Annotated in this window: 18 protein-coding genes, 1 pseudogene and 1 riboswitch; of the genes and pseudogenes, 9 read left to right on the plus strand and 10 right to left on the minus strand. The window is 70.5% G+C overall.

The genetic code is table 11. From position 1 onward, the window contains the following. Positions 1–18 precede the first annotated feature (18 nt). Both H0E84_RS04070 and H0E84_RS04075 read right to left on the minus strand, forming a co-directional pair. A complete protein-coding gene (locus tag H0E84_RS04070) occupies positions 19–3204 on the minus strand; it encodes a multidrug efflux RND transporter permease subunit (RefSeq protein ID WP_180677351.1) in 3186 nt (1061 codons plus the stop codon). Between the two features lie 6 nt (positions 3205–3210). Beyond that, positions 3211–4425, minus strand: coding sequence for an efflux RND transporter periplasmic adaptor subunit (locus H0E84_RS04075; protein WP_180677352.1), 1215 nt, complete (start codon positions 4423–4425; stop codon positions 3211–3213). 345 nt (positions 4426–4770) lie between these two features. On the opposite strand from H0E84_RS04075, the gene H0E84_RS04080 reads away from it, so the two are divergent. Both H0E84_RS04080 and H0E84_RS04085 read left to right on the plus strand, forming a co-directional pair. Continuing rightward, positions 4771–5955, plus strand: a complete 1185-nt coding sequence (locus H0E84_RS04080) for an efflux RND transporter periplasmic adaptor subunit (protein ID WP_180677353.1) — start codon at positions 4771–4773, stop codon at positions 5953–5955. 75 nt (positions 5956–6030) lie between these two features. Further along, positions 6031–9210, plus strand: coding sequence for an efflux RND transporter permease subunit (locus H0E84_RS04085; RefSeq protein WP_180677354.1), 3180 nt, complete (start codon positions 6031–6033; stop codon positions 9208–9210). Between the two features lie 189 nt (positions 9211–9399). Here H0E84_RS04085 and bioD read toward each other — a convergent pair whose 3' ends face one another. Further along, positions 9400–10059: a dethiobiotin synthase gene (gene bioD / locus H0E84_RS04090; protein ID WP_180677355.1), complete on the minus strand. Its 660-nt coding sequence runs from the start codon at positions 10057–10059 to the stop codon at positions 9400–9402. Positions 10060–10104: 45 nt separating this feature from the next. Between bioD and H0E84_RS04095 the strand changes: the two genes are divergently transcribed. From H0E84_RS04095 to btuB, 3 genes are all read left to right on the plus strand, one after another. Next, positions 10105–10587, plus strand: a complete 483-nt coding sequence (locus H0E84_RS04095; RefSeq protein WP_180677356.1) for a GAF domain-containing protein — start codon at positions 10105–10107, stop codon at positions 10585–10587. Beyond that, on the plus strand, positions 10584–10955 hold the full coding sequence (locus tag H0E84_RS04100; protein ID WP_180677357.1) for a TfoX/Sxy family DNA transformation protein: 372 nt from the start codon (positions 10584–10586) through the stop codon (positions 10953–10955). Before H0E84_RS04095 ends, H0E84_RS04100 begins: the two co-directional genes overlap by 4 nt. A gap of 194 nt (positions 10956–11149) precedes the next feature. Continuing rightward, positions 11150–11396, plus strand: a riboswitch (cobalamin riboswitch). A gap of 163 nt (positions 11397–11559) precedes the next feature. Beyond that, positions 11560–13401: a TonB-dependent vitamin B12 receptor gene (gene btuB / locus H0E84_RS04105; protein ID WP_180677358.1), complete on the plus strand. Its 1842-nt coding sequence runs from the start codon at positions 11560–11562 to the stop codon at positions 13399–13401. A 57-nt stretch (positions 13402–13458) separates the two neighbouring features. On the opposite strand, the gene H0E84_RS04110 is transcribed toward btuB, so the two are convergent. Both H0E84_RS04110 and H0E84_RS04115 read right to left on the minus strand, forming a co-directional pair. Then, positions 13459–14163, minus strand: coding sequence for a LytR/AlgR family response regulator transcription factor (locus H0E84_RS04110; protein ID WP_180677359.1), 705 nt, complete (start codon positions 14161–14163; stop codon positions 13459–13461). A gap of 1 nt (position 14164) precedes the next feature. Further along, the gene (locus H0E84_RS04115; RefSeq protein ID WP_180677360.1) at positions 14165–15871 is read right to left on the minus strand and encodes a histidine kinase; all 1707 of its coding nucleotides are present in this window, start codon (positions 15869–15871) and stop codon (positions 14165–14167) included. A 185-nt stretch (positions 15872–16056) separates the two neighbouring features. Here H0E84_RS04115 and H0E84_RS04120 point away from each other — a divergent pair, with 185 nt between their 5' ends. Next, on the plus strand, positions 16057–17535 hold the full coding sequence (locus tag H0E84_RS04120; RefSeq protein ID WP_180677361.1) for an alpha/beta hydrolase: 1479 nt from the start codon (positions 16057–16059) through the stop codon (positions 17533–17535). Between the two features lie 36 nt (positions 17536–17571). Here H0E84_RS04120 and H0E84_RS04125 read toward each other — a convergent pair whose 3' ends face one another. Both H0E84_RS04125 and dinB read right to left on the minus strand, forming a co-directional pair. Beyond that, positions 17572–18048: a hypothetical protein gene (locus H0E84_RS04125; protein WP_180677362.1), complete on the minus strand. Its 477-nt coding sequence runs from the start codon at positions 18046–18048 to the stop codon at positions 17572–17574. Positions 18049–18158: 110 nt separating this feature from the next. Next, positions 18159–19247: a DNA polymerase IV gene (gene dinB / locus H0E84_RS04130; protein WP_180677363.1), complete on the minus strand. Its 1089-nt coding sequence runs from the start codon at positions 19245–19247 to the stop codon at positions 18159–18161. 147 nt (positions 19248–19394) lie between these two features. Between dinB and H0E84_RS04135 the strand changes: the two are divergent. Together H0E84_RS04135 and H0E84_RS04140 are read left to right on the plus strand one after the other, a co-directional pair. Beyond that, positions 19395–19565: pseudogene (locus tag H0E84_RS04135) on the plus strand (HupB); the annotation flags it as partial. Beyond that, entirely contained in the window at positions 19565–19741 is a 177-nt protein-coding gene (locus H0E84_RS04140; RefSeq protein WP_180677365.1) for a hypothetical protein, read from the plus strand. The pseudogene H0E84_RS04135 and the gene H0E84_RS04140, both read left to right, overlap by 1 nt. A 248-nt stretch (positions 19742–19989) precedes the next feature. Here the strand turns inward: H0E84_RS04140 and H0E84_RS04145 are convergent, their stop codons facing one another. Then, positions 19990–22683: a bifunctional acetate--CoA ligase family protein/GNAT family N-acetyltransferase gene (locus tag H0E84_RS04145; RefSeq protein WP_180677366.1), complete on the minus strand. Its 2694-nt coding sequence runs from the start codon at positions 22681–22683 to the stop codon at positions 19990–19992. 202 nt (positions 22684–22885) lie between these two features. On the opposite strand from H0E84_RS04145, the gene H0E84_RS04150 reads away from it, so the two are divergent. After that, positions 22886–23740 carry a helix-turn-helix transcriptional regulator gene (locus tag H0E84_RS04150; RefSeq protein ID WP_257644058.1) on the plus strand — a complete coding sequence of 285 codons (855 nt, stop codon included), beginning with the start codon at positions 22886–22888 and terminating at the stop codon, positions 23738–23740. A 227-nt stretch (positions 23741–23967) separates the two neighbouring features. Here H0E84_RS04150 and H0E84_RS04155 read toward each other — a convergent pair whose 3' ends face one another. Together H0E84_RS04155 and H0E84_RS04160 are read right to left on the minus strand one after the other, a co-directional pair. Continuing rightward, a complete protein-coding gene (locus H0E84_RS04155; RefSeq protein ID WP_180677368.1) occupies positions 23968–25716 on the minus strand; it encodes a DUF885 domain-containing protein in 1749 nt (582 codons plus the stop codon). Between the two features lie 138 nt (positions 25717–25854). Further along, positions 25855–26451 carry a dihydrofolate reductase family protein gene (locus H0E84_RS04160; RefSeq protein WP_345776264.1) on the minus strand — a complete coding sequence of 199 codons (597 nt, stop codon included), beginning with the start codon at positions 26449–26451 and terminating at the stop codon, positions 25855–25857. Positions 26452–26539 lie beyond the last annotated feature (88 nt).

Below are 26539 nucleotides of genomic sequence, written 5' to 3' on the forward strand. Positions count from 1 at the left end.
GCCAGGCCCCGCTGACGGTCAATCGCGGGGCGGCGGTTCCAGGGGCGGGCCGGCGGCCGCCGTGCTGCCCTCCGCGAACTCGGGCGCCGGCTCGTCGAGCCGGTCGCCGAGCACGCGACGCACGGCGACGAAGAACACCGGGATCAGCAGCAGGCCGAGGAAGGTCGCGGCCAGCATGCCGCCGATCACCCCGGTGCCCAGGGCATGGCGGGCGTTGGCGCCGGCGCCGCTGGACAGCGCCATCGGGGTGACGCCCATGATGAAGGCGAACGAGGTCATCAGGATCGGCCGGAAGCGCAGCCGCGCCGCCTCCACCACCGCATCGCGCAGGGTCCTGCCCTCGGCGCGCTGCTGCACCGCGAACTCGACGATCAGGATGGCGTTCTTGGCCGCCAGGCCGATCACCGTGACGATGCCGATCTTGAAGAAGATGTCGTTGGACAGGCCGCGGAGCATGGTGAACAGCACCGCGCCGAGGATGCCCAGCGGTACCACCAGCAGCACCGAGACCGGGATAGACCAGCTCTCGTAGAGCGCCGCCAGGCACAGGAACACCACCAGCACCGACAGCACCAGCAGCAGGGCGGCGGTATTGCCGGCGATGATCTCCTGGTAGGACATGCCGGTCCAGTCGTAGCCGAACCCGGCGGGCAGGTCCTGCTCGACGATCCGCTCCATCGCCTGCATCGCCTCGCCCGAGCTGCGTCCCGGCGCCTGCGAGCCGACGATGTTGACCGCCGAATAGCCGTTGTAGCGCGTCAGCGCCGGCGCGCCGGTGGTCCATTCCGGCGTCACCACGTTGCTGAGCGGGATCATCGCGCGGGTGCCGTCCGCGGCCTCGGCGGCGGCCGGCGTGCGGAACCGCGAAAGCGACCCGGGGTCGGTGCGGAACGGCGCATCGGCGCGCATGTTCACACGCTTCACCCGGCCGCCGGCGACGTAATCGTTGACGTACACGGGGGCCAGCATCAGCCGGATCGCGCTGTAGACGTCGTTGACCGACAGGCCCATCGCCTGCGCCTGCACGCGGTCGACGTGGAGCCTGAGCTGCGGCGCGTCCTCCAGGGTGTTGGCCCGCACCCCGGTCAGCGCGTCGTTCTGCGCCGCGCTGGCGAGCATGGTGCTGCGCGCCTCGGCCAGCGCCTCGCGGCCGGCCCCGGCGCGGTCCTGCAGGTACATGTCGAAGCCGCCGAACTGGCTCAGGCCGCGCACCGTCGGCAGGTTGACCACGAAGATGCTGGCGTCGCGCACCGCCGACAGTGCGCCGTTGGCGTTCTGGATGAACTCGCCCGCGCTGACATCGCGTTCGCTCCAGTCCTTGAGCCGGATGAAGGCCATGCCGACGTTCTCGCCGCGTCCGACGAAGCTGAACCCGGCGACCTGCATCATCCCCTCGTAGCCCTCCACTCCTTCCAGCGTGCCGCGCACCTGCTCGAACACCGCCTGGGTGCGCTGCAGGGTGGAGCCCGGCGGCAGCTGCACGATCGCCAGCGCGTAGCCCTGGTCCTCCTCGGGCACGAAGCTGCCCGGCAGGCGCGCGTAGAGCACGCCGCAGACCACCGCGAGCGCCGCGAATACCGCCATCCACCGCGGCGCGTGCCGCACCGCGCTGGCGATGTGGCCGACATAGGTGCGGTTGACCCGCTCGTAGTACCGGTTGAACGTGCGGACGACGAAGTTCTCCTTCTTCTCGCCGTGCGCCGGATGCTGCCTGAGGAAGGTGGCGCACAGCGCCGGAGTGAAGCCCAGCGCCAGGAAGGCCGAGAAGCCCATCGCCACCGCGATGGTGATCGCGAACTGCTTGTAGATTTCGCCCGAGGCGCCGCCCTGCAGCGCGCTGGGGATGAACACCGCCGCCAGCACCACGGTGATCGCCACCACCGCGCCGGTGATCTGTCCCATCGCCTTGATCGTCGCCTCGCGCGGCGGCAGTTTCTCCTCGGCCATGATCCGCTCGACGTTCTCGATCACCACGATCGCGTCGTCCACCACGATGCCGATCGCCAGCACCATGGCGAACAGCGTCAGCTGGTTGACGGTGAAGCCGATCATGCTCAGGCCGAGGAACGTGCCGAGCAGCGCCACCGGGATCACCAGCGTCGGGATCAGGGTGGCGCGGAAGTTCTGCAGGAACAGCAGCATCACCAGGAACACCAGGACCACGGCCTCGGCCAGGGTCTTGAGCACTTCCTGGATCGAGATCCTGACGAAGGTGGTGCTGTCGTACGGCGAGAACCAGTTCACCCCCTCCGGGAAACCGGGCTGCAGCTCGTCCATCCGCGCGCGCACCGCCTCGGCCACGGTGAGCGCGTTGGCGCCGGGCAGCAGCTGGATCGCAAAGGCGCCTGTCGGCCGGCCGTTGAAGCGGGTGTCGAAGCCGAATCCGGAGGCGCCGGTCTCGACCCGGGCGACGTCGCCCAGGCGCACAGTGGAGCCGTCGGCATCGGCGCGCAGGACGATGTTCGCGAACTGCTCCGGCGTGCTGAAGCGGCCCTCGGCGGTGACCGTCGCGGTGAAGCCCTGGCCCTCCGGCGCCGGGTCCGAGCCGATCGCCCCGGCGGCGAACTGCACGTTCTGCCCGCGCACCGCCGCCAGCACCTCGCTGGCGGACAGGCCGTAGCCCTGCAGCCGGTCCGGGTCGAGCCAGATGTTCATGGCGTACTCGGAACCGAACTGCTGGGTACTGCCCACGCCCGGCAGCCGCGCGATCTGCTCGAGCACGCGCGAGCCGATCAGGTCGTTGAGCGCGTTGCGGTCGACGTCCGGGTTCTCCGAGCGCAGCGCCACCACCATCAGGAAGCCGGCGTTGGCCTTGGCCACCATCACGCCCTGCTGGGTCACCTCGGTGGGCAGCCGCGGCGTGGCCAGCGACACCTTGTTCTGCACCTGCACCTGGGCGATGTCGGGGTCGGTCCCGGTCTCGAAGGTGAGGGTGACGCTGGCGCCGCCGGAGGCGCTGGAACTGGAACTGAAGTACAGCAGGTTGTCGATGCCGGTGAGCTGCTGTTCGATCACCTGGGTGACCGCGCTCTCGGTGGTCTGCGCATCCGCGCCGGGGTACGTGGCCGACACGGTCACCTGCGGCGGCGCCACGTTGGGGTAGGACTCCACGCCCATGTTGAGCACGGCGATCACCCCGCTCAGGGTGATCAGGATGGAGACGACCCAGGCGAAGACCGGATGGTCGATGAAGAATCTCGGCATGGCCGGTCAGTCCCCGGCGCCCGGTTCCGCCGGGGCGCCCCGTGCTTCCGCCGCCTCGCCCGCCTCCGGCGCGGCCGCGCCGTCGGACGCCGGTGCCGCACCGTCGCCCGGCTGCCAGGGCACCGCCGTGGCCGGCGCGCCGGGGCGCGCCTTCTGCACGCCGGAGACGATCACCCGGTCTCCGGCTTCCAGGCCCTGGCCGTGGCCGATCACCCAGCGGCCGGCGTCGGCGCGGTCGGTGACCACGTTGCGGCGCACGACCACGTCGTCGGCCCCGACCACCAGCAGATAAGCGCCCGAGGCATCGCGCTGCACCGCGGCCTGCGGAACGAGGAACATCCCCTCCTGCCGGCCGAGCGTGGCCTGCAGGGTGACATAGGCCCCCGGCAGCAGCATCCGCTCGGGGTTGGGCAGCAACGCGCGCAGCGACACCGCGCCGGTCGCCGGATCGACCACGTCGCCGGAGAAATCCAGCTCGCCGGCATGCGCGTAGACGCTGCCGTCCTGCAGCATCACCCGCACCGTGGTCGGCGCGGAACGATCCAGCCGCAGGCGCCGCACCTGGTCGAACTCGGCCAGACTCATCGAGAAGTTCACGTACAGCGGATCGACCTGGTCGACCGTCGTCAGCAGGGTGGTGCTGCCCTGGCCGACCAGCGCGCCCTCGGTGACCTGCTGCTTGCCGGCGCGCCCGGAGATCGGCGCGCGCACGGTGGCGTAGCCGAGGTTGATCCGCGCGCTCTCCACCGACGCCCGCGCGGCCTGCACCGCCGCCACGGCGCTGCGCTCGGCGGCCAGGGCGTTGTCGAGGTCGGCGCCGGAGATGAAGCTGCCCGGCGCCAGGCGCCGCGCCCGCCCGGCACTGGCGCGGGCATTGGCGGCATTGGCCTCGGCCTGCGCCAGGGCCGCCTGGGCCGAGCCGAGCGCGGCACGGTAGGGCGCCGGGTCGATCACGAAGAGAATGGCGCCTTCCTCGACGTCGCTGCCCTCGCGATAGCTTCGCTGCTGCAGTACGCCGGGCACCCGGGCGCGCACGTCGGCGCTGCGGAACGCGGCCAGCCGGCCCACCAGTTCCTTCTCCAGGGGCACCGTGGCGGGTTGCGCCACGATCACCGCGACCTCGGGCGGCGACGGCGCCGGGGGCCCCTGCCGGTCTCCGCACGCGGCCAACATGGCGGCACAGGCTCCTGCAAGCGCCATCAGGCGCGGGCGGATCGGCATCGGAGACTCCTGGATGGGCGGACGCACGGCGTCGCCGCCGCTCATGTCATTAATTGCTATACTCTCCAGTACAGCATTCGAAAGGCGACATCCTCGCGTGCCGAAAGTCACTGGCGCGCGGGGCCGAGCATCTGACTACCGGCACGTGCCGTGGAGGCGATCCCGCATTAAGCTTCCGCGTCCGCATACGGCCGGGATGCGTCGGGCAAGGCGCCCCGGCACCGGCAGTCGCATGATCCGCGACCGGACCTGCATCCAATCGCCGACGCCGGCGGCCCGCAAGGACAGCACGAGCGCCATTCCCTACATCCGCGATTTCCGCCTTACCTTCCCCCGAGGCCCCCCATGCCCAAGCCCGTCACCAAGCGCCCGCCGTCGGCCCGCAAGCGCATGTTCTGGATGCTGCTGATCACCCTGGTGGTGTTCGGCGGCGTGTTCGCCGTCAAGGCGGTCATGGACTACGGCATGAACCAGTTCTTCGACAACATGCCGCAGCCGCCGGTGGCGGTGAGCACCTTCGAGGCCCGCCAGGAGCGCTGGAGCGGCGGCGTCGAAGCGGTCGGCACGCTGGTGGCGATCAACGGCACCGACGTGACCACCGAGGCCGGCGGCGTGGTGCAGAAGATCGCCTTCGAGGCCGGCCAGCCGGTCGCGGCGGGGACGTTGCTGGTCGAGCTCAGTTCCGCCAACGAGCTGGCCACGCTGCAGTCGCTGGAAGCCTCGGCCAAGCTCGCGGGGGTGCAGGCCGAGCGCTGGAAGGCGCTGGGCGCCGACCGCCTGGTATCGCAGGCCGAAGTGGAGGAGCGCGGCACCCAGGCGGCCACCGCCCGGGCCCAGGCCGATGCCCAGCGCGCCCTGATCGCGCAGAAGCGCGTGCGCGCGCCGTTCGACGGCGTGCTCGGCATCCGCCGGATCAACCTGGGCCAATACGTGGCGCCCGGCGACCCGATCGTCAGCCTGCAGTCGCTGGATCCGATCTACCTCGACTTCACCCTGCCCGAGCAGCACCTGCCGCGGGTTCGCGAGGGCACCACCATCCGCGCGCGGGTGGATGCCGCGGCGGACCGGACCTTCGAGGGCACCGTCACCGCCATCGAGCCGCGCGTCGATCCGGCCACCCGCAACTTCACCGTGCAGGCCACCCTCGACAATCCCGACGGCGAGCTGCGTCCCGGCACCTTCGCGCGGGTCGGCTTCGACCTCGGCACGGCCGAGGACGTGGTGGTGATCCCGCAGACCGCGATCAGCTTCAACCCCTACGGCAACGCCGTGTACGTGGTGACCGAGGCCCCGCCCGCCGAAGGCGAAGCGCAGGAGGGCGAGGAACCCGGCGCGACGCACGTGGTCAAGCAGCGCTTCATCACCACCGGTGCCTCCCGCGGCGACATGATCGCGGTCACCGACGGCCTCGAGCCGGGCGAACTGGTAGTGACCAGTGGCCTGCTGCGGCTGCGCAACGACGCCGGGGTGACGATCAACAACAAGGTGCAGCCCAGCGCCGAGGAATCGCCGGCGCCGCAGAACCGCTGACGCCGCCGGGTCCGCCGCCGCGGACCCGCCCCACCCCCCAGTCCTCTACCGCCCGCGGCAGAGGGGGAGCACGCGATGAAATTCACCGACATCTTCATCAACAAGCCCGTGCTGGCCATGGTCGTCAGCCTGTTCATCCTGCTGCTCGGCCTGCGCTCGTTCAACGAGCTCAACGTGCGCCAGTACCCGGAGCTGCAGAACGCGGTGGTGACCATCAACACCGCCTACTTCGGCGCCGATGCCGACCTGATCCAGGGTTTCATCACCACCCCGCTGGAGCGCGAGATCGCCAGCGCCGAGGGCATCGACTACCTCGTCTCCAGCAGCAGCGCCGGGGTGAGCAGCATCCAGGCCTACATCGATCTGGACTACGACGCCAACGAGGCGCTGACCCAGATCGCGGCCAAGGTCAACAAGCTGCGCGGCGAGCTGCCGCAGGAGTCCGAGGATCCGGTGATCGACCTGCAGCAGGGCCAGCAGATCGCCGCGATGTACGTCTCCTTCGCCAGCGAACGGCTCGACAACAACCAGATCACCGACTACCTCACCCGCGTGGTGGAGCCGCGCATCGCCACCATCGAGGGGGTGCAGCGGGCCGACATTCTGGGAGCGGGGTCTTTCGCGATGCGGGTCTGGCTCAAGCCCGACCGCATGACCGCGCTCGAGGTCACCGCCAGCGACGTGCAGGCCGCGCTGCAGTCCAACAACGTGCTTTCGGCGCTCGGCTCGACCAAGGGCCAGATGGTCTCGGTCGACCTCACCGCGCGCACCGACCTGCGCACGCCGGAGGAGTTCCGCCAGCTGGTGGTGCGCGAACAGGGCGGCGCGATCGTGCGCCTGGGCGACATCGCCGACGTCGAGCTCGGCTCGCAGAACTACAGCACCTCGGTACGCATCAACGGCGATGCCGCCACCTTCATGGGCATCTTCGTCTCGCCGGACGCCAACTCGCTGGACGTCATCGCCGAGGTCCGCCGGGTCTGGGACCAGGAGATCATCCCGCAGCTGCCCGAGGGCATCGTCGGCACCATCCCCTACGACAGCACCGAGGCGATCGAGGACGCGATCGGCGAGGTCATCACCACGATCGTGGAGGCGGTGATCATCGTCATCGTGGTGATCTTCCTGTTCCTCGGTTCGCTGCGCAGCGTGCTAATCCCGGCGATCGCGGTGCCGCTGTCGCTGATCGGCGCGCTGTTCCTGATGCTGCTGATGGGCTTCACCATCAACCTGCTCACCCTGCTGGCGATGGTGCTGGCGATCGGCATCGTGGTGGACGATGCGATCATCGTGCTGGAGAACATCCATCGGCACATCGAGGAGGGCATGGAGCCGCTGGACGCCGCGCTCAAGGGCGCGCGCGAGCTCGCCTGGCCGGTGATCGCGATGACCACGACGCTGGTGGCGGTGTACGTTCCGATCGGCTTCCAGGGCGGCCTGACCGGCGTGCTGTTCACCGAGTTCGCCTTCACCCTGGCGGGCGCGGTGCTGCTGTCGGGCGTGATCGCGCTGACGCTCTCGCCGATGATGTGCGCGAAGTTCCTCAAGCCGCACCACGGCAGCGAGGGCAAGAACAGGCTCGAGGCCTGGCTCGACGCGCGCTTCGACTGGCTGCGCGACGGCTACCAGCGCAAGCTGCACGGCGCCCTCGATACCCGCGGCGTGATCGCGATATTCGGCGCGATCGTGTTCGTCTCCTGCGTGATGCTGTACGTGGTCGCGCCCAAGGAGCCGGCGCCGATCGAGGACGAAGGCTTCATCTTTGCCATCGGCAGCGCCGACGCCTACACCACCTTGGACTACGTCGAGCGCTACACCGAGGAGATGACCGACATCGCCGCGGCGATCCCCGAGGTCAACGACTTCTTCCTGTTCAACGGCGGCTTCGGCGGCGGCGGCGGCGGCTCCAGCAACATCGCCATGGCGGGTTTCGTGCTCAAGCCGTGGAGCCAGCGCGACCGCTCCACCAACCAGGTCCTGCAGCAGGAACTGCAGCCGAAGTTCGCGGAAGTCACCGGCCTGAACACCTTCGCCATGGTGCCGCCGTCGCTGCCCAGCGCCGGCGGCGACGGCGGCGGCGAGTTCCTGGTCGGCGGCATCGGCTCGGTCGAGCAGCTCAAGGAACTGGCCGACGCCATCGTCGAACGGGCCCAGGCCAGCCGTCGCTTCATCTTCCTCGACACCGACCTCAAGATCGACAAGCCGCGCATCGAGGTGCAGATCGACCGCGACAAGGCCGCCACGCTCGGCATCGACATGCGCACCCTGGCGGCCGACATGTCGGCGCTGCTGGCGGGCGGCTACGTCAACCGCTTCGCGATGGAGAACCGTTCCTACCGGGTGATCCCGCAGGTGCAGCGCAGCGACCGGCTCAACGCCGCGCAGCTGGAGAACTACTACACCCGCACCCGCGACGGCGAGCTGATCCCGCTGTCCACCCTGGTGACCCTCAAGGACAGCGTGCAGCCGCAGTCGCTCAAGCGCTTCCAGCAGCTCAACTCGGTGGGCATCACCTTCGCGCCGCGCCCCGGGGTGAGCAAGGGCGAGGCGCTGCGGGTGCTCGACGAGGCGGCGGCCGAGGTGCTGCCGCAGGGCTACAGCGTCGACTACGCCGGCGAGTCGCGCCAGTTCAAGCAGGAGGGCGCCACGATGCTGGTGACCATGATGTTCGCGCTGATCGCGATCTTCCTGGTGCTGGCGGCGCAGTTCGAGAGCTTCCGCGACGCGCTGATCATGCTGATCACCGTGCCGATGGCGATCAGCGGCGCGCTGCTGGTGCTCAACGCCCTGGCGCTGCTGGCCGGGGTGCTGCAGATGGCCGGCATCGAGGCCTTCCCCGGCATGAGCGTGAACATCTATACCCAGGTGGGCCTGGTGACGCTGATCGGCGTGATCGCCAAGCACGGCATCCTGATCGTGGAGTTCGCCAACAAGCTGCAGATCGAGCAGGGGCTGTCCAAGCGCGAGGCGATCGAGCAGGCCAGCGGCATCCGCCTGCGGCCGGTGCTGATGACCACCGCGGCGCTGGTATTCGCGATGTTCCCGCTGCTGATCGCCAAGGGCCCCGGCGCCGCAGCGCGTTTCTCGCTGGGCACGACCATCGCCGCGGGGATGACCATCGGCACCGCGTTCACCCTGTTCGTGCTGCCGGCGTTCTACCTGTACCTGGCGCGCGACCACTCGCACGACCGCGAGCGCGCCGCGCACGGGATCGACGGCGACCCGCTGCCGCCGCCCGAACCGCAGCACGGCTGAGCCACGCGGCCAGGCCCGCTGCGCGGCTCCCTACCGGGGAGCCGCGCAGCGGATCGCGGGCGCACCGCAACCGCCCCATGTGCGCCGTAGGAGCGGCCCATGGCCGCGAAAGCCGGCGCCGCCACCGAAGCGCGGGATCGCCGCCGACCCGGCCGGAGACTCCCGCGGCCTTCGCGACCATGGCCGCTCCTACAGCGGCAGCGTCAGCGCCCGCGCGGCCCGTGCCGCGTCGGGCCGCGCCATGTACGGCAGCACGCCCAGGCATGGGACGGGCAGTGCGGCGCCGATGAGTTGCACGTAGCCTTCGATGCGCTCGAACTCCGGATCCACGGCGCTGCCGATCCAGCCGGCCAGGCGGCAACCGTCGTCGGCAATGGCGCGCGCGCTCAGCCGCGCATGGTTGAGGCAGCCCAGGCGCAACCCCACCACCAGCACCACATCGATCTCCAGCGCCTGCACCAGCGCCGACTGCTCGAAACCGTCGGCCAGCGGCGCCAGCCAGCCGCCCACACCTTCCACCACCACCAGGTCCGCCAGCGTGGCCAGGCGCGCATGGGCCGCCAGCAGCGGCCCGATCGCCACCTCGATCCCGGCCTCGCGCGCGGCCAGCTGCGGGGCGGTGGCGGCGGGCAGCGCATACGGATTGACGTCGGCGTACGGGGGACGCGGATCGCTGGCCACTTGCAGCGCCAGCGCATCGGCGTTGCGCCAGCCGTCCGCACCGGGCTCGCAGCCGCTGGCGACCGGCTTCATTCCCACCGCACCGCGTCCGCCGGCGCGCAGCGCGTACAGCAGCGCCGCGCTGGCGAGGGTCTTGCCGACCCCGGTATCGGTCCCGGTCACGTACATGGCTGTCCTTCCCGGCTGCCGCCGCGCAGTTGCTACACTTCGGCGATGTTCGCATCCCAGCGCCTCGAGGGCGACAAGCCCGCGCAGTACGCCCAGCTCGCGCAGCAGGCCCGCGCCCTGCTCGCCGGCGAGCGCGACCGCATCGCCAACGCCGCCAACCTCTCGGCGCTGCTGTTCGCAGCCCTGCCGGATCTCAACTGGGCCGGGTTCTACTTCTTCGACGGCACCGAGCTGGTGGTGGGCCCGTTCCAGGGGCTGCCTGCCTGCGTCCGCATCCCCCTCGACCGCGGCGTCTGCGGCGCCGCCGCGCACACCCGCATCACCCAGCGCGTCGACGACGTGCACGCCTTTCCCGGCCATATCGCCTGCGATGCCGCCTCGCGCTCGGAACTGGTTGTGCCGTTGATCGCCGGCGAGGTGCTGGTCGGCGTGCTCGACCTCGACAGCCCGCTGCCCGGGCGTTTCGACGCCGAGGACCAGGCCGGCCTGGAAACCATCGCCCGCATCTGGCTGGAGTCGCTGCAGTGAGCACGCCGAAATTGCGCAATATCGGTCCCAAGTCCGCCGCCTGGCTGCGCCAGGTCGGCCTGCGCAGCCGCGAGGACCTGGAGGCGGCCGGCCCGGTGGAGGCCTTCATGCGGGTACGCCGCGCCGGCTTCCGCCCCAGCCTCAACCTGCTCTACGCGCTCGAGGGCGCGCTGCTCGACTGCCACTGGCAGGAAGTTCCCGACGATCGCCGCCGCCAGCTGGTCGAAGCCGCGGAGGCCGCCACCGCCGACCTGCCGGCGCCGCGCGGCAAGCCCGCGGCCGGCCCGGTCACCACCACGATCCACCGCGAGGATCCGCCCGAGGCGGATCCGTATGCCGATCCGGCCGGGCCGGGCGACGAAGACTGAGCCGGTTCCAACGCTGCCGCATCTGCGGCGCCCAGCGCGTCTCCTCCTGCGCCCCCCGTCCCGCGCCCGCAATCCCTCGACTCGGCACGCGCTGCCTTCCGACGACGTCGAACCGATCGATCGCCCTGGTGGCGACGCGGAACGCCCATGGGTTCGCGCCCTCGCGGGAACGGCGGCGGCGGCCGCGTTGGCGTACAATCGCACCCGCTTCAGGTGACCCGACGGCAACCGCCGCCGGGTTGAAACGGGAAGCCGGTGACGCCCCCGTGGCCAGTCCGGCACTGCCCCCGCAACGGTAAGCGAGTCAGGCGATCGCATCGGCCACTGTGCAGGCTCCGGATTCCGGGGCGCATGGGAAGGCGCGATCGCCGGGACCGGCCAGGCCAGCGCGCCGCCGGTCCGCCCGCGAGTCCGGAGACCGGCCTGAGCAGGGGGAACGATCCCCTTCCACTGGTTGCGATGCGGCGGGCATTGCGGCAGCGATGCCGACGCCCGCGTCCGCTCCCGCCGCCCTCGTCCTGCCTCGCCGCGACCGCCGTCGGGCCGCACCCCGTGCGCGCCTTCACCGTCACCGCGTGCGAGGGTGCGCGCGATGGAGAAACCAATGCAACTGCGTCATCTCACTCTGGCCGTCGCGGCCGTCCTGTCGCCGCTGCCGGTGCTGGCCGCCCCGGCCGCTACCGACCTGGACGAAGTCATCGTCACCGCCACCCGCACCAGGATCGCCCTGGCCGACAGCCTGGTCCCGGCGCAGGTGATCGATCGCGCCGAAATCGAGCGCAGCCAGGCCATCACCCTGCCCGACCTGCTGCGCGGCCGCGCCGGCATCAACCTGGTCAACAGCGGCGGCGCCGGCAAGCAGAGCTCGCTGTTCATGCGCGGCGCCGGATCCAACCAGATCCTGGTGCTGCTCGACGGCGTGCGCATCGGCTCGGCCACCGCCGGGCTGCCGGCGCTGCAGGACATCCCGGTGGCGCAGATCGATCGCATCGAGATCGTGCGCGGGCCGCATTCGAGCCTGTACGGCGCCGACGCCATCGGCGGGGTGATCCAGATCTTCACCCGCCGCGACACCGGGCCGGCGCGGCCGCGCCTGCACGCCGGCATCGGCAGCCACGGCCTGCGCGAAGCCGGCGCGGGAGTCGGCGGCGGCAACGGACGCGCCTGGTTCGGCGCCGACGTGGCCTGGCTGCGTACCGACGGCATCGACGCCTGCCGCGGCACCCTGGAGGGCTTCGGCGCCGGCTGCTACGCCGAAGAGCCGGACCGCGATGGCTACCGCAACCTCTCCGCCAGCCTGCGCGGCGGCATCGAATTCTCCCCGGCCTGGTCCGTGGACGGCGTGGCGCTGCGTGCCGAGGGGGAGAATCATTTCGACGGCACCTGGGCCAACTATTCGGAGACGGTGCAGCAGGTGGTGGGCGCCAGGCTGCGCTTCGAGCCCTCCGCGAGGCTGGCGCTGCAGGCCGGCCTCGGCCGCAGCGACGACCGCACCGAGGATTTTCTCGACGGCGACTTCGTCGCCGATCTGCGCACCCGCCGCCAGCAGGGTTCGCTGCAGGGCGACATCGGCCTGTCCGCCGATCAGGTGCTGACGCTCGGTGCGGACTGGCTCGACGACCGCATTGCCGGCACGACCGGCTACGACGTCGACAGCCGCGACAACCTCGGCGTCTTCGCGGCCTGGCAGGGGGATTTCGGCGCGCAGCGGTTGCAGGCCAGCCTGCGCAGCGACGACAACGAGCAGTTCGGCAGCCACCGTACCGGCAGCGTCGGCTGGGGCATGGAGTTCGGCCAGGGCCTGCGCGCCACCGCCAGCTACGCCACCGGCTTTCGCGCGCCGAGCTTCAACGACCTGTACTACCCGTTCTCGGGCAATCCGGATCTCGATCCGGAACGTTCGAAGAACCTCAACCTCGGCGTCGCCCAGGCCGCGGACGGCTGGAGCTGGTCGCTGGACCTGTTCCAGAACCGCGTCGACGAGCTGATCAACTACGACGCCACCACCTTCCGGCCGGTCAACGTCGATCGCGCACGACTGCGCGGCGCCGAGGTCACCCTCGCCGCCACGCTGGCCGGCTGGGACATGTCGGCGCAGCTCAGCCACGTGGATCCGCGCAACCGCAGCGAGGGGGCCCACCACGACCAGCTGCTGGCGCGGCGCGCGCGCAACACCGGACGGCTCGACCTCGACCGCGGTTTCGGCGCGGTCCGCGTCGGCGTGACCCTCAATGCCGCCGGCCACCGCTACGACGATGCCGCCAACACCGTGCGCCTGGGCGGGCACGCCACCGCCGACCTGCGCCTGGAGTACGCGTTCCATCGCGATTGGACCCTGCAGGCGCGAGCGGCCAACGTGTTCGACCGCGACTACGAGACCATCGCCTGGTACAACCAGCCAGGCCGGGAGTACCGGCTGGCGGTGCGCTGGCAGCCCTCGCGCTAGCAGGACCCGGGGCGCCGGCCGGGAGACCGGTCGGCGCGCAGGGCGCGGATCCACCCGTCAGGGCAGGCCCCCTGCTTCCCCGAGCTTGCCGGCGTGGCTGCGGCTCACTGGAACGGAACTGCCGTTCGACAGGTGCAGGACACGGCGCCCCCCGCTCTCGATGTCCATCCCCTCGGCAAAGCGCAGGTTCACGATGTGCGATCTGTGCACCCGCAGGAAGTTCTCCGGCAGGACCCGCCCGAGCATCGTCAGCGTCTTCTTGTGCAGATGTCTGCGCCCGTCGGAAGTCTCGATCTCCGAGTAGTCGTCGGCGCCGTGGATCGCGACGACCGTCCCGACGGCGACGAGGTCGACGCGACCGGCGAGCGTGACGGCGAGAAACGAGGGCGGCCCACCGCCGCTCCGGCCGCCCCGCCCGACGCGATCCAGCGCCCTGCCCAGACGCTCCTCGGTGAACGGCTTGGGTACGAAATCGACGACGCCGAGCTCGAATGCCTCGACGGCGCGATCCGTATTCGCCGAGACCACGATCGTCTGGAAGGGCTCGGCAACCGCCCGGCGCAGGACATCGAATCCATCGTCCCCCGACAGGTTGAGGTCGAGCAAGACGACCGCATCCTGCAACCGTGCGAGCAGCCTGGTCGCATCGCGAAGGGTCCCTGCCCGGTCGATTCGCAGGAGCCTCGGACCGAGTATCCGGCGCACCAGACGCTCGATGCGTCGCGCGACGACCGTCTCGTCCTCGATGACGACGATGTGCATGCTATGCCCTCGGGATCTCGATGGTGTCCACCCATTCGACGCCCTCCGGCGCCGCGGCGAACGACCAGTCGTCTCCGAAGGCCTCCCGTAGGCGCGCCCTGACATATGCGTGTCCGCGGCCGTCGCGCCGACGGCCGCGGGCACGGCCTTCGAACGGCGAGCGCAGCCGATAGGAGCTGCGCCCGCCCCCCGACTCCGCGGCTTCCAGGGTGAACACGGCGCCGCCTGCATATGCATTGTGCGTGAGCGCATTCTCGAGCAGCGTGTGCAGCGTTGCGGGCGGCAGGCGCCCGGAGACGTCGACGCCATCGCTGTCCAGGGCGAACACGCGGTCCTGCCGGTAGCTCACCACCTCGAGATGGCGTCGACAGAGTTCGAGTTCGTCGGCGAGCGGAACGAGCGTCTTGTCGCTCATGGCGGCCAGCGCGCCGAACTCGCCCGCGAGCGCCTCGATCATGCGCACGCCGGTCGCGGGGTCGGATTCGATCCACTCGGCGACGGCGGTCAGCGAATTCATGAGGAAATGCGGCTGGATCTGGCGCTTCAGGAGCTCGAGCTCGAGGCGTGCGGAGCGCAACTCGGCGGAGGCGCGCACGCTTTGCGTCCGCCGCAGCAGGGCGACCTGCTGCGCGAACAGGAACAACAGCAACGCCGTGAGCGCCAGATAATACATCTGGTCGACGAACCCGAAGGGCCTCGAAACCAGCCAGACCGCCAGCCCGGCCGCGACGGCCATCGTGATCGCCGCACCGCGCAGGCGGGCTCGGATGCCGATCGCGGCGGCCACCACGACGACGAGCAGTGCGGAAAGAATCACGTATGCGGTCTTGCCGTCGAAGCCCGGCACGGCGAGCGCCGATGCCCCGATCGTCGCCAGTGCGAGCGCCATCAGCGCCCGGCGGTGGCGAACGGCGTACAGGTCGACCACGTATGCGCCAAGCAGCAGCCCGGAAGCGGCGGCGGCTGCCAGCACGATCTCCAGGCGCAGGATGTGCAGCGGATACTCGTACGAGAAAACGACGCGCGAAAGTTCCGCGGCCAGCTGGACCAGGGCGGCAAGCGACAGCAACGACAGCAACAGCGAGCCGCGGTCGCGGCGGTCGGAGAAGAACATGGCAGCGAAATACACGGCGCCGAGCAGCAACGCGCCGGCCGCGGCGAATGCCGGCAGCCGCCGCAACACGGCCTGGTGATGCAATGCCCCGTACTCGCCGACCGCGAGCAGGTGCACCGGCCCAGCCAGCACGCGGCGCAGATGGAAGCTCGACATCCTGACTGCGAGCACGTTGTCGCCCTTGCGCACGAGCCGCCGGGGCACGTGGTGGACCGTGTCGAGCTTGCCGGGGATCTCGAGCGACTCGCTCGCTCCCGGCGTTCCGCTGCCGCCGATGCGCTCGCCGTTCCAATGGACCTCGTACGCCGCGAGCGCGGAAACGTAGACCGCGAGCGGTGCCTCTTCGAGCGCCGGAGCCGTCGGCAGCGACACATGGGCGCGCACCCAGACCAGGCGCCCCTGCGGGTCGATCCTGTACCAGCGCATCTCCTCCCAGCCGCGGTCGTCGAATTCCGCCGCTGCCCACAGCGCATCGTCGCCTTCCATGACCTTCACTGTGGCGATCGCCGGGGTCGGGAGGTCCGAGGCCGCCCCGGCCGCGGACGACACGGCCGCGAGCGCCGCCGCCGCGCCGACGACCAGGAGACCGGCCAACAGCGCCGGTAGTCCAACCGCCGGCATCCTGCTTCGCATACGCAACCCTTTTACCAGCAACCCGGCCGTCCATCCGGTAGTTCACCGACGCCTGCGGCCGTTCGCCGACGAGTCCGGCAGAAGCGGCGCCGGGGCCGATAAGGTGCGACGGCAACACCGGCAATAACGCCGAAGAGGATACAGACATGCGCAACCGGGTCGTTGGGGTCTCCGTCGCGATCGTCGCGGTAGTCGGAGCGTTGTTCCAGGTCCATGCACAGATACGAAGCGATCCGATCGCGCAGGATGCAGGCCCGACATTCGAACCCTACCGGTTCGAGGCGGCGGACGGCACCGTGGTCGCCGCCGAGCGCGGCGAATTCTGGGTTCCCGAGAATCGCGACGATCCGGAGAGCCGCAGGATCAAGCTCGCGTTCGTACGGTTCGCATCGACGAACCCGGAACCTGCGGCACCGATCGTCTATCTCGCCGGGGGCCCGGGCGCACCCGGCGTCGGCACGGCCAGGCGCGAGCGCTTCCCGCTGTTCATGGCGTTGCGCGCGGTCGCCGACGTCATCGCCTTCGATCAGCGCGGCACCGGCTGGTCGAACGACATACCGCGCTGCGACACCGGCAGAGCCTATCCGCTCGACCAGCCGCTGACGCGCGAGCGCCTGATTCCGTTCATGCGGGACCAGGCGCGGGCCTGCGCAGGATTCTGGGAGGAAGCGGGGATCGATCTCACCGGCTACAACACCTGGGAAAGCGCCGCCGACCTCGACGATCTGCGCCGGGCGCTCGGCGCGGACAGAATCACGCTGTGGGGCATCAGCTACGGCACGCACCTCGGCCTGGCAACGCTCAAGCGCTATCCGGACCGGATCGACAAGGCCGTCTTCGCGAGCATCGAGGATCTTCACGAGACGGTGAAGCTGCCGGCGCTTACCGATGCGTTCTTCGTTCGGGTGCAGGAGGCGATCGATGCCGACGCGACGGCCGCCGCGCTGTTCCCGGATCTTTCGGCACTGATGCGCAAGGTCTACGATCGACTCGATGCAGCGCCCGTCACCGTCGCCGTCGCGACCGGAGACGGCGGCCAGGCCCGGCTGTCGATCGGAAGGCTGGACGTCCAGATGCTGGTATCCGGCATGGTCTCCGATCCGCCGTACCTCGCGTACCTGCCGGCGATGTTCGCGGCCATGGCGGGTGGCGATTTCGACGAGGTCGGGCAAACGATCCACGACAGGATCCGCAGCGACTTCGGCCGCTTCGCCAGCGGGATGCCGGAGGCCATGGATTCGGCCTCGGGAATAGCTGCGCAGCGCCTCGAACTCGTCGAGGCGCAGGCCCGGACGGCGCTCCTTGGCGATGCCTTGAACTATCCGATGCCGCACCTCGCCGGCGCCTACGGCGTGCCCGACCTCGGCGACGACTTCCGCGCGCCGATCCGCTCCGACGTGCCGACGCTGTTCCTGAGCGGGACCCTCGACGGGCGCACCTATCCGGAAAGCGCGGCAGACACGGCCGCCCGTTTCGGCAATGCGGCGCACGTGCTGATCGAGAACGCCGGGCACAATCTCTTCATGGCGTCGCCGGAAGTCGCGGACACCATCCTCGAGTTTCTCGAGCACGGACGGACCGAACGTACGCGGATCGTGCTGCCTCCCCCGGCCTTCGCGCACTGACCCTCGACACGGCCGCGCGTGGGGCCGGTGCGCGGTTCAGGCGGCCATGCCCCCCGGCGGCAGACGCGGGTCCAGCCGGTCGCCGCTGCGGATCGCGCGCAGCGCGCGCACCAGGTCGCGGTAGCTCGCCGCGAGCTGCTCGAACAGCGCCGCGTAGGCGGCGCGGCTGCACTCGGCCACGCCCTGGTAGGCGCCGCGGCCGAGTTCGACGAAATAGTCCACGTTCACCCGGCGCCGCTCCGCCAGCGCGGGATACAGCCCGGCGATCAGCAGGCAGCGGTCGCCGACGTCGCGCAGCGCGTCGGCGCGCAGGCTGCCCAGCTGCGCCTGGGCGTGCAGCCATTCGAGCGCGTGGGTGCGCGCCAGCAGGTGCGCATCGCGCTGGTGGCGCAACAGCACGAACACCAGATAGCTCTCGCGCGCCTCTTCGAACACCTGGCCGCTGCGTTCGCAGCCCTCGCGCACCAGCGCCTGGTACAGCTCGGCCGCGGCCCCTTGCCTGATCGTCGCCATGTCGCCTCCCCTCCGCCATCGACGACCAGAACATACCGCGCTCCGCACCAGAAACCTTGTCACTCCGGCGCCGCGACTGCCAAAAGCCGGCCGGGCCGCCCGCGACGCGTTCAGGGCAGCGTGGGCGCAGGACCCGGCGCGACGAACAACTCCTGCTGCGCGAGCAGCTCCTCGCGCTCGCGGAAGCCGGCCAGCCCCACGCCGACCAGCCGGTAGCGGGTCGACGGCGGCAGCGCCACGCGTCCGCACAGCGCCAGGGCGATCCCGGTGAACTGCGCCAGGCTCGCCGGCGGCGCATCCGGCGTGTGGCTGCGGGTGAGGATGCGGAACTGCGCGGTCTTCAGCTTGAGCACCACGGTACGGCCGACCCGCTCGGTCTTGCGGGTGGCGGCCCAGGCCTTCTCCGCCAGGCGCCGGATCTCCGGTTCCAGGGCCTCCAGCGGCAGGTCGCTGGCGAAGGTGTCCTCGGCTGAGATGGATTGCACCGGCTGGTCCGGCTGCACGGGTCGCTCGTCGATGCCGCGCGCGCGCTGGTACAGCCGCAGGCCGAAGCTGCCGAAGCGCCGCTCCAGGTCCTCGGCGGCGAAGCCGCGCAGGTCGCCGACGGTGGCGATGCCGAGGTCGGCGAGCTTCTTTTCCATCACCCGGCCCACGCCGGGGATGCGCCCGACCGGCAGCGGGGTGAGGAATGCCTCCACCCGCGCCGGCTTGACCACGAACACGCCGTCCGGCTTGTTCCAGTCCGAGGCGATCTTGGCCAGGAACTTGTTCGGCGCCACGCCGGCCGAAGCGGTGAGCGCGGTCTCCTCCCGGATCCGCGCGCGGATCGCCTCCGCGGTGGCGGTGGCGCTCGGGGACGGGATCGTCGGCACGGTGACGTCGAGGTAGGCCTCGTCCAGCGACAAGGGCTCGACCAGGTCGGTATGGCGCAGGAAGATCTCCCGCACCTGGCGCGAAACCGCCTTGTAGCGGGCGAAGTCCGGCGGCACGAACACCGCGTCCGGGCACAGCCGCTCGGCGCGCACCGCCGGCATCGCCGAGCGCACGCCGTACCTGCGCGCCTCGTACGAGGCCGCGCAGACCACAGAGCGCGCTCCGCGCCAGGCCACCACCACCGGCCGCCCGCGCAGCGCCGGGTCGTCGCGCTGCTCCACCGAGGCGTAGAACGCGTCCATGTCGATGTGGAGGATCTTGCGCACGGGGCCATTATCCGCCTGCGGCGCGCGCGTGGCCGCCTGTACGGGAGCGAAACCCGTTCCGGGGCGCAACGTCCGGGATACGCCGATTTGACCCCGCCGTGACGAGGCCGGCGCGAAGATCGCAGTCCCCGTCCCGGAGTGCGACCCATGTCCCGTGGAGACAAGTCGGCCTACACCGACCAGCAGAAGCGCCAGGCCGAGAAGATCGAGAAGTCCGAGCGCGAGCAGGGCCGTTCCAAGGACGACGCCGAGCGCATCGCCTGGGCCACCGTCAACAAGCAGGACGGCGGCGGCAAGAAATCCGGATCGGGCCGCCAATGAACGCCGGCCGCGAACACCCCGGGCAGCGCGACCCGGCAGCCGGCGACGGCGAGCCCGCACGCGAGCAGGAACGCAAGCGCCACGAGAACGAGAACCAGGACGAAGCGCTGGAGGAGACCTTCCCCGCCAGCGATCCGGTTTCTCCGTTCGTCCCCGCCAAGCCCCGCGAATGATCGCCTTTCGCAGGAGCGGGCCATGCCCGCGAAGGCCGGCGCGATCGGCCACCCCGCGATCGCCGCGCTCCGGACCACGCGGGCGTTCGCGACCGTGGTCGCGCCTAGCAGGCGACCGCCCTTCGTAGGAGCGGGCCATGCCCGCGAAGGCCGGCGCGGCCGGCGACCCCGCGATCGCCGCGATCCGGACCACGCGGGCTTTCGCGACCATGGGTCGCTCCTGCAGAGAGCGGTCTCGCCCCCTGGCGTCAGCTGCCGGCGACCGGCAGCACCACGTTGACCAGGGTGGCGTCTTCCGGATCGGCTTCGATGCGGAAGCCCAGCTGCCGGCACATCTCGATCATGGTGCTGTTCTCGCGCAGCACCTGGCCCTCGACCACCCGCAGCTCCAGCCAGTGCGCGTACTCGATCATGATCCGCATCAGCCGCCAGCCGATGCCCTGGCCCTTGAGGTCGGAACGCACCAAGATGCCGTACTCGCCGCGGTCGTAGTCGGCATCGGCCACCAGCCGCACCGCGCCGAGCATCTCGCCGCTGCCCGGATCGATCATCGCCAGGGCGATGGCGCGGGCATAGTCGAGCTGGGTCAGCCTGGCGATGAACTCGTGGCTGAAGTGCCGCACCGCGTTGAAGAAACGCAGGCGCAGGTCCTCGCTGCTGACGTGCTCGAAGAAGCGGCGGAACATCGCGTCGTCCTCGGGTCGCACCGGGCGCACCAAGGCGCGCTTGCCGTCGGCCAGCGTCAGCTCGCGCTCCCACTCGCTGGGATACGGCCGCACCGCGAAGCGCGGATGGCCCGGTCCCTTGTGCAGCGGCTGCGAGGGCGCGATGCGCACCCGTGCGTCCACCGCGATCACCCCGTCGCGGTCGGCCAGCAGCGGGTTGATGTCGAGCTCGCGCAGCGCCGGGATGTCGGCGGCCAGCTGCGCCAGCTTCACCAGCACCAGCGCCACCGCGCGCTCGTCCGCGGCCGGCACGTCGCGGTAGGCCTTGAGGATGCGCGAGACGCGGGTGCGGCCGATCAGCTCGTGCGCCAGGCGCAGGTCCAGCGGCGGCAGCGCCAGCGCCTTGTCGTCGATCAGCTCGACCGCGGTGCCGCCGCGACCGAACACGACCACCGGGCCGAAGGCGGGATCGTCGGCGATTCCCAGAATCAGCTCCCGCGCCTTCGGCCGGCGAATCATCGGCTGTACGATGAGCCCGTCGATGCGCGCGCCGGGCCTGGCCTCGCGCGCGCGCTGCAGAATCGAATCCGCCGCCTCGCGCACGTCGCGTTCGCCGACCAGGTTCAGGCGCACGCCGTCGACGTCCGACTTGTGCACGATGTCGGGCGAAAGCACCTTCACCGCGACCGCCTGGCCAGCCTCCAGCAGCGGCGCAGCGGCCGCTACCGCCTCGTCGGGCCCGGCCGCCACCTGCAGCGGCGTGAAGGGGATCGCGTACGCCTCGAGCAGGCGCGCGACCTCGGCCGGGCCCAGCCACTCCCGGCCGGCCGCCATCGCGCCGGCCACCACCTCGCGCGCGCCGGCAGCATCGACCGCGAAATCCTCCGGCAGGCTCGGCGGCGTCTCCATCAACGCCAGTTGCGCCTCGCGGTGCCGCACCAGGTACATGAAGCCGCGCACCGCGTCGGCCTCCGTGGCGTAGGTAGGCACGCCGGCGGCGTCCAGCACGTCCAGCGCCGCCGGCTCGCCGCCCAGCCAGACCCCGAGCACCGGCTTTCCCGACGCCGCCGGCGGGCGTCGGGCCAGGCTGGCGGCCACCGCGCGCGCCGCCTCGCCGGAGGACGACAGTGCGGTGGGCGCGTTGACCAGCAGCAGCGCGTCGTTGTCCGGATCGGCCAGCAGCGCGTCGATCGCCGCAGAGTAGCGCGCGCCGTCGGCATCGCCGGTGATGTCGACGGGGTTGCCGTGCGACCAGGTGGCCGGCAGCGCCGCCTGCAACCGCTCCATGGTCGCGCCCGACAGCGTGGCGGGAGTGCCTTCCAGGTCGAGCAGGCGGTCGAGCGCGAGCGCGCCGACACCGCCGCCGTTGCCGAGGATGGCCAGGCGGCGGCCGGGCGTGGCGCGCAGATGGCGCAGGGTCTCGGCGGCGGCGAACAGCTCTTCCAGCGATTGCACCCGAAGCAGGCCCGCGCGCCGGAAGGCCGCGCCATAGACCGCATCGGGCGCCGCCAGCGCGGCGACGTGGGTCGCGGGATCGAGCGCTCGGGCATGGCGTCCGGCCTTCACCACCACCACCGGCTTGGCGCGCGCTGCGGCCCGCGCGGCCGACATGAACTTGCGCGCATCGCCGATCGCCTCGACGTAGAGCAGGATCGCGCGGGTGCCGCGGTCGAACGCGAAGTAGTCCAGCAGGTCGCCGAAGTCGACGTCGAGCCCGTCGCCGAGTGTCGCCACCGCCGAAAACCCGACCGAGCGCGCGCGCGCCCACTCCACCATCCCGGCGGCGATCGCCCCGGACTGCGACAACAGCGCAAGGTCCCCAGGGGCGGCCGCATGCGCGGCGACGCTGGCATTGAGCCGCAGGTGCGGCGCCATCACCCCCATGCAGTTCGGGCCGACGATGCGCAGGCCCGCAGGCCGCGCCACCGCCTGCAGCTGTGCGGCGAACGAACCGGGCCCGTCGCCCAGTCCGGCGCTGACGACGATCGCCGCGCGCGTCCCGGCCGCCGCCGCCTCGGCGGCGATGCGGGGCACCAGGCGGGCCGGCGCGGTGATCACCGCCAGCTCCGGCGCCCAGCCCAGATCGGCGATCCGTGCCACCGAGGGCATGCCGTCGACGCTGCGGTGACGCGGGTTGACCAGGCCCAGCCGGCCGTCGAATCCGGCCTGCCGCAGGTTGCGCAGAACGACGCGGCCGACCGATCGCTCGCGCGGGCTGGCGCCGATCACCACGATCGAGGCGGCCCTGAAGACGGAGCCGAGTCCGTAGGTGCTCATCGACGCGCAGTGTCGGTAGCGGTTGTCATGGCGCCAAACCATACACCGCCGGCCGTGTCACGCGCAGGCGTGCCGGCGCGCGACGCCGCCGCGCATCGGCGCGCCTGGCACGCCAGTCGCGCTCCGAAACATCAACCACGGGCTATCGACGTGCGATCCGAGGACTACGGACTTCGATCGGGCGCGGCCAGACTGGACCGTCATGCGCGCTGAAGAACACCGTCCCCTCGGTCCTGCGACTGGCTTCGCGACCGAATCGGCTTGCCTGGCGAGTACCCTTCGGCGAATGCGCGCATCCGCGGCGATTTCGCAGCTCGAACTCTCGCTGCGGCTTGGCGTGTCGCAGCGCCACGTCAGCTTCGTCGAGCTAGGGCGGGCTCTGCCGAGTCGTGGATTGATTCTCCGTTGGGCCGACGCAACCGGCGCGACGCCCGATGAGCGAAACGCGGCATTGCTGGGCGGGGGTTACTCGCCTGCGTTCTTCGCGTTCGGTGCCGAGCACGAGCGCGGCTCGCCCGCGTTCAAGGCATTGTCCGACATGCTCGCCGCGCATGAGCCCAACCCAGGGATCATTTTCGACTCCGACTGGATGATATCCGCCATGAACGCTAGCGGGCATTGGCTCTGCACGCTGGGAATGCCGGACTTCCTCGCCAGCATGGATGGGCCGCCCGGCGAGATGGACATGATCGCCGCCGTGTCTCACCCTGGCGGGCTTCTCGCCAAGGTCCGCAATGCGGCCGAGGCAGGATTCGCTCTGCTGCGCCAGCTGCGTACCGAGCAGTTGACCAGGCCCACGCTGGGGCCGCGCGTGGATCGCATGGAGAGATCGCTCAGGGAACGATTCGGCGAAGACGAAGATCAGCGACGCCGCGCAGCGGGCGATCCGCATCTTCAACTCGTCATCGACACGGAACTGGGCACGCTGGCCTTCCTGCTGGTTCAGACCGTCTTCGGCCTGCCGCAGAACGTCACTCAGGCGTCACTCCGGACCGAATTGTGGTTTCCCATCGATGCGGAGACCAAGCGCATCATGGAGACACGCGGCTGCGGATGATGATCGGTTCCGGTGGAGTCCGCGATCGCCTGGCCCTTCCGGGCCCTCGGCATCGGACGAGCCGCAGCGAGGTCGAACAGGAAATCTGAACGCGTGCGAGCGGACGCTGACTTCTGGAGAGCGCCTGGACCTGTTCCTGCCCAATGGGGATCGCCTGTCCACCCGTTCTGGCCGCATGCGACCACTCCCCGGGACGAATCGCGCCGGCGAGCGGGTTTGGGCCGGATCTACCGGCTCGTGCCACGACCCGCGTCTTCGACCCCGGCGCGCTCGCGGGTCTTGGCGGCGATCCATCCATCGACCATCCGCTGCAGCGCGGACAGGGGGACCGGCCCCTTGTCCAGCAGCAGCGAATGGAACTGGACCAGACTGAACCGGCTGCCGAGCGCGGCCTCCGCCTTCTCCCGCAGTGCGCGGAACTGCAGCCCGCCCGCGTCGTATGCGGTCAGCTGCCCCGGAAGAATCGCCATCCGGTCGATCAGGTCGTCGGTCTGGGCGGGCGTGAAGCGACCGGTCTCGAGCAGGTAGTGGTAAGTCTGGTCGCGGGTCCAACCCTTGGTGTGGAGTCCGGGATCCGCGACCATGCCGCGGGCAGGCCATAGCCGACGCTGGATCCTGGAAAGCTCGCTGGAGTAGAGACCGAGCTCTTCCGCGAGGGCTTCCGCATAGCGTCCCCAGCCTTCGGTATAGGCCGAATTGCCAGCAAGCCTGGAGATCGGATGACTCTGGGCATCGGCTACCAGGCCTTGCTGAAGATGGTGGCCCGGAAAGGCCTCGTGAAAGGCGAGTATTTCGATGTCCGACCGCCTCTGCTGCTCCCAATCGTCGGTCTGCAGCATGAAGCGCGCGGGCCGGCCGGCATCCCCGCCGGGTTCGTAGTGCGAGCTGACGCCGCTCCCGCGCAGATGCGGGGGATAGAGCGTGACCTCCAGCCTCTGGCGCGGCAACGCGACGAAAATCTCCTTGCTCGCCTGACGGCCCTTCTCGACGAGCTCTTTCGTCAGGCCGAAGATCTCCTCTTCCGAGGCAAAGCCGTTGGCCGGGTGTTCGCGGATCGACCGCATCAGCTCCGGGAGGTCGAGATCCCGCCTCGGCTTTCCCGTCATCGCCGCGATCTCGGCGAGGTTGCGGGCGACCGTCGAGGCGCCGAGACGCATGATCGCCTCCGGCGAATCCTGGAGCGTCGTGTAGTAGCGCAGCGACGCGGCGTAGCATGCTTCCCCCGAGGGATGCTCCGAGATGCCCAGCCCAGCCCGGGCGCCGGACAGATACTCGTCTTTCAGAAAGCGGGAGTAGCGCCGCAACGCCGGATCGACCACCTCCCCGATGATCTCCTGAAACGCGCTGGCGAACGCAGGATCCGTCGCGCGCGCCGCCGGCGAATCGACAGGGGAAGTCGCGCCCTCCCCCGTCATGCTCTCCAGTTGGGCCAGGACCCTGACCACCACGGGACGAGGCGCGGAGTAGCCGGCGCTCAGCCCGGTCCGCAGGTTCTCGATCTCGGCATCCACCCACGCGCCGAGCGAGCCCCAGCGCTGGAGGGCCTGCGACCGCTGCTCTGGAGTGTCCACGGGCTGCCTCGCCGCGATGATCGGCAGGATCCTGTGCCACCCGAACATGTGGTCGACCGCCCAGAGCTCGCGACGGCAGACACGCAGTCCATGCTCGGCCTGGAGATACTCCTCGGTCACCGCGAAGGTGACCGCGTCGCGCTCCGGTAGCGACGACGGGTCGATCGCGGCAAGCTCGGTCCGAAGCTCGTCGTATCGGTCCCGTGCGCCGGCGAGTTCATCCGGCGTGCGGGCGCCGAAGCTGTCGTGCCTGGGCAAGGGCAGCCCGTGCAGATAGGCCGCAACCGGCTCCAGGGAGAGCTGGACCTCGACCACCTGGGTCGCGATCGCGTCCACCGACCGCGGATGGGGCGGCGGCTCGGCTGGCGAGGAAACCGACAACAACAGCATGGCCATCGTCAGCATTCGATTTCTCCTCGGATCATCGAGCCGAAAACGGGGCGAAGGCCTCGGCCGCGGCTGCCGATGGCCCGTGGCGTGGGCGTTGAGCCTGCCGATACGCCGCCGGGCGCAGCCGTAGCGCACCGGCGGGTCACAGGGGTCTCAGCGGAGCAGGCGGTAGACGACATGGGTCACCAACGCGGCGGCCCGCGCGGAAACCTGCTGCAGCCGAAGGGGCGGCACCCCATCGAAGATGCGCGTCCCGCTCCCGAGCGTGAATGGCGCGATGTGCAGACGCAGCTCATCGATCAGCCCAGCAGCCAGGTACTGGTTCACGGTGGTTGCGCCGCCGGCGATCGCCACGTCCCCCTCGCCTGCCGCGGCCCGGGCCATTCTCAGCGCGGCCTCGATGCCCTCGGTGACGAAATGAAAGGTAGTTCCTCCCTCCATCGGCTCGGGTTCGCGCGCATGGTGCGTAAGCACGAACACCGGCGCGTGATAGGGCGGATCGGGTCCCCACCAGCCCTTCCACTCATCGTTCCACGCGCCCCGGACCGGCCCGAACATGTTGCGGCCCATGACGAACGCCCTGGGTGCGGCAATCTGATCGAGCTCCGCCCTGTTCTCTTCAGGCGTCTCGAACATCCATGCGTGAAGCATGCTGGTGTCGCCGGCGCCAAACGGGCGCTCTTGGGTTTGGTTGAGACCGGCCGAGAAACCGTCGGCAGAGATCGAGACGTCGCATACTATTCGCGGCACTGTCTTCTCCCGGATGGTTCCTGCAGGCTAGATCCGCACGCGGGCAGAGTCGAATACCTGGTCGGTAGTTGCGCCGAACAGCTCGGCC

This window comes from Luteimonas salinisoli, from assembly GCF_013425525.1.
Classification (GTDB): Bacteria; Pseudomonadota; Gammaproteobacteria; order Xanthomonadales; family Xanthomonadaceae; genus Luteimonas; species Luteimonas salinisoli.

Coding starts and splice junctions, on each gene's coding strand:
- H0E84_RS04070 (WP_180677351.1), bottom strand. CDS start 3,204: ATGCCGAGATTCTTCATCGACCATCCGGTCTTCGCCTGGGTCGTCTCC.
- H0E84_RS04075 (WP_180677352.1), bottom strand. CDS start 4,425: ATGCCGATCCGCCCGCGCCTGATGGCGCTTGCAGGAGCCTGTGCCGCC.
- H0E84_RS04080 (WP_180677353.1), top strand. CDS start 4,771: ATGCCCAAGCCCGTCACCAAGCGCCCGCCGTCGGCCCGCAAGCGCATG.
- H0E84_RS04085 (WP_180677354.1), top strand. CDS start 6,031: ATGAAATTCACCGACATCTTCATCAACAAGCCCGTGCTGGCCATGGTC.
- bioD (WP_180677355.1), bottom strand. CDS start 10,059: ATGTACGTGACCGGGACCGATACCGGGGTCGGCAAGACCCTCGCCAGC.
- H0E84_RS04095 (WP_180677356.1), top strand. CDS start 10,105: ATGTTCGCATCCCAGCGCCTCGAGGGCGACAAGCCCGCGCAGTACGCC.
- btuB (WP_180677358.1), top strand. CDS start 11,560: ATGCAACTGCGTCATCTCACTCTGGCCGTCGCGGCCGTCCTGTCGCCG.
- H0E84_RS04110 (WP_180677359.1), bottom strand. CDS start 14,163: ATGCACATCGTCGTCATCGAGGACGAGACGGTCGTCGCGCGACGCATC.
- H0E84_RS04120 (WP_180677361.1), top strand. CDS start 16,057: ATGCGCAACCGGGTCGTTGGGGTCTCCGTCGCGATCGTCGCGGTAGTC.
- H0E84_RS04125 (WP_180677362.1), bottom strand. CDS start 18,048: ATGGCGACGATCAGGCAAGGGGCCGCGGCCGAGCTGTACCAGGCGCTG.
- H0E84_RS04140 (WP_180677365.1), top strand. CDS start 19,565: ATGAACGCCGGCCGCGAACACCCCGGGCAGCGCGACCCGGCAGCCGGC.
- H0E84_RS04145 (WP_180677366.1), bottom strand. CDS start 22,683: ATGAGCACCTACGGACTCGGCTCCGTCTTCAGGGCCGCCTCGATCGTG.
- H0E84_RS04150 (WP_257644058.1), top strand. CDS start 22,886: ATGCGCGCTGAAGAACACCGTCCCCTCGGTCCTGCGACTGGCTTCGCG.
- H0E84_RS04155 (WP_180677368.1), bottom strand. CDS start 25,716: ATGCTGACGATGGCCATGCTGTTGTTGTCGGTTTCCTCGCCAGCCGAG.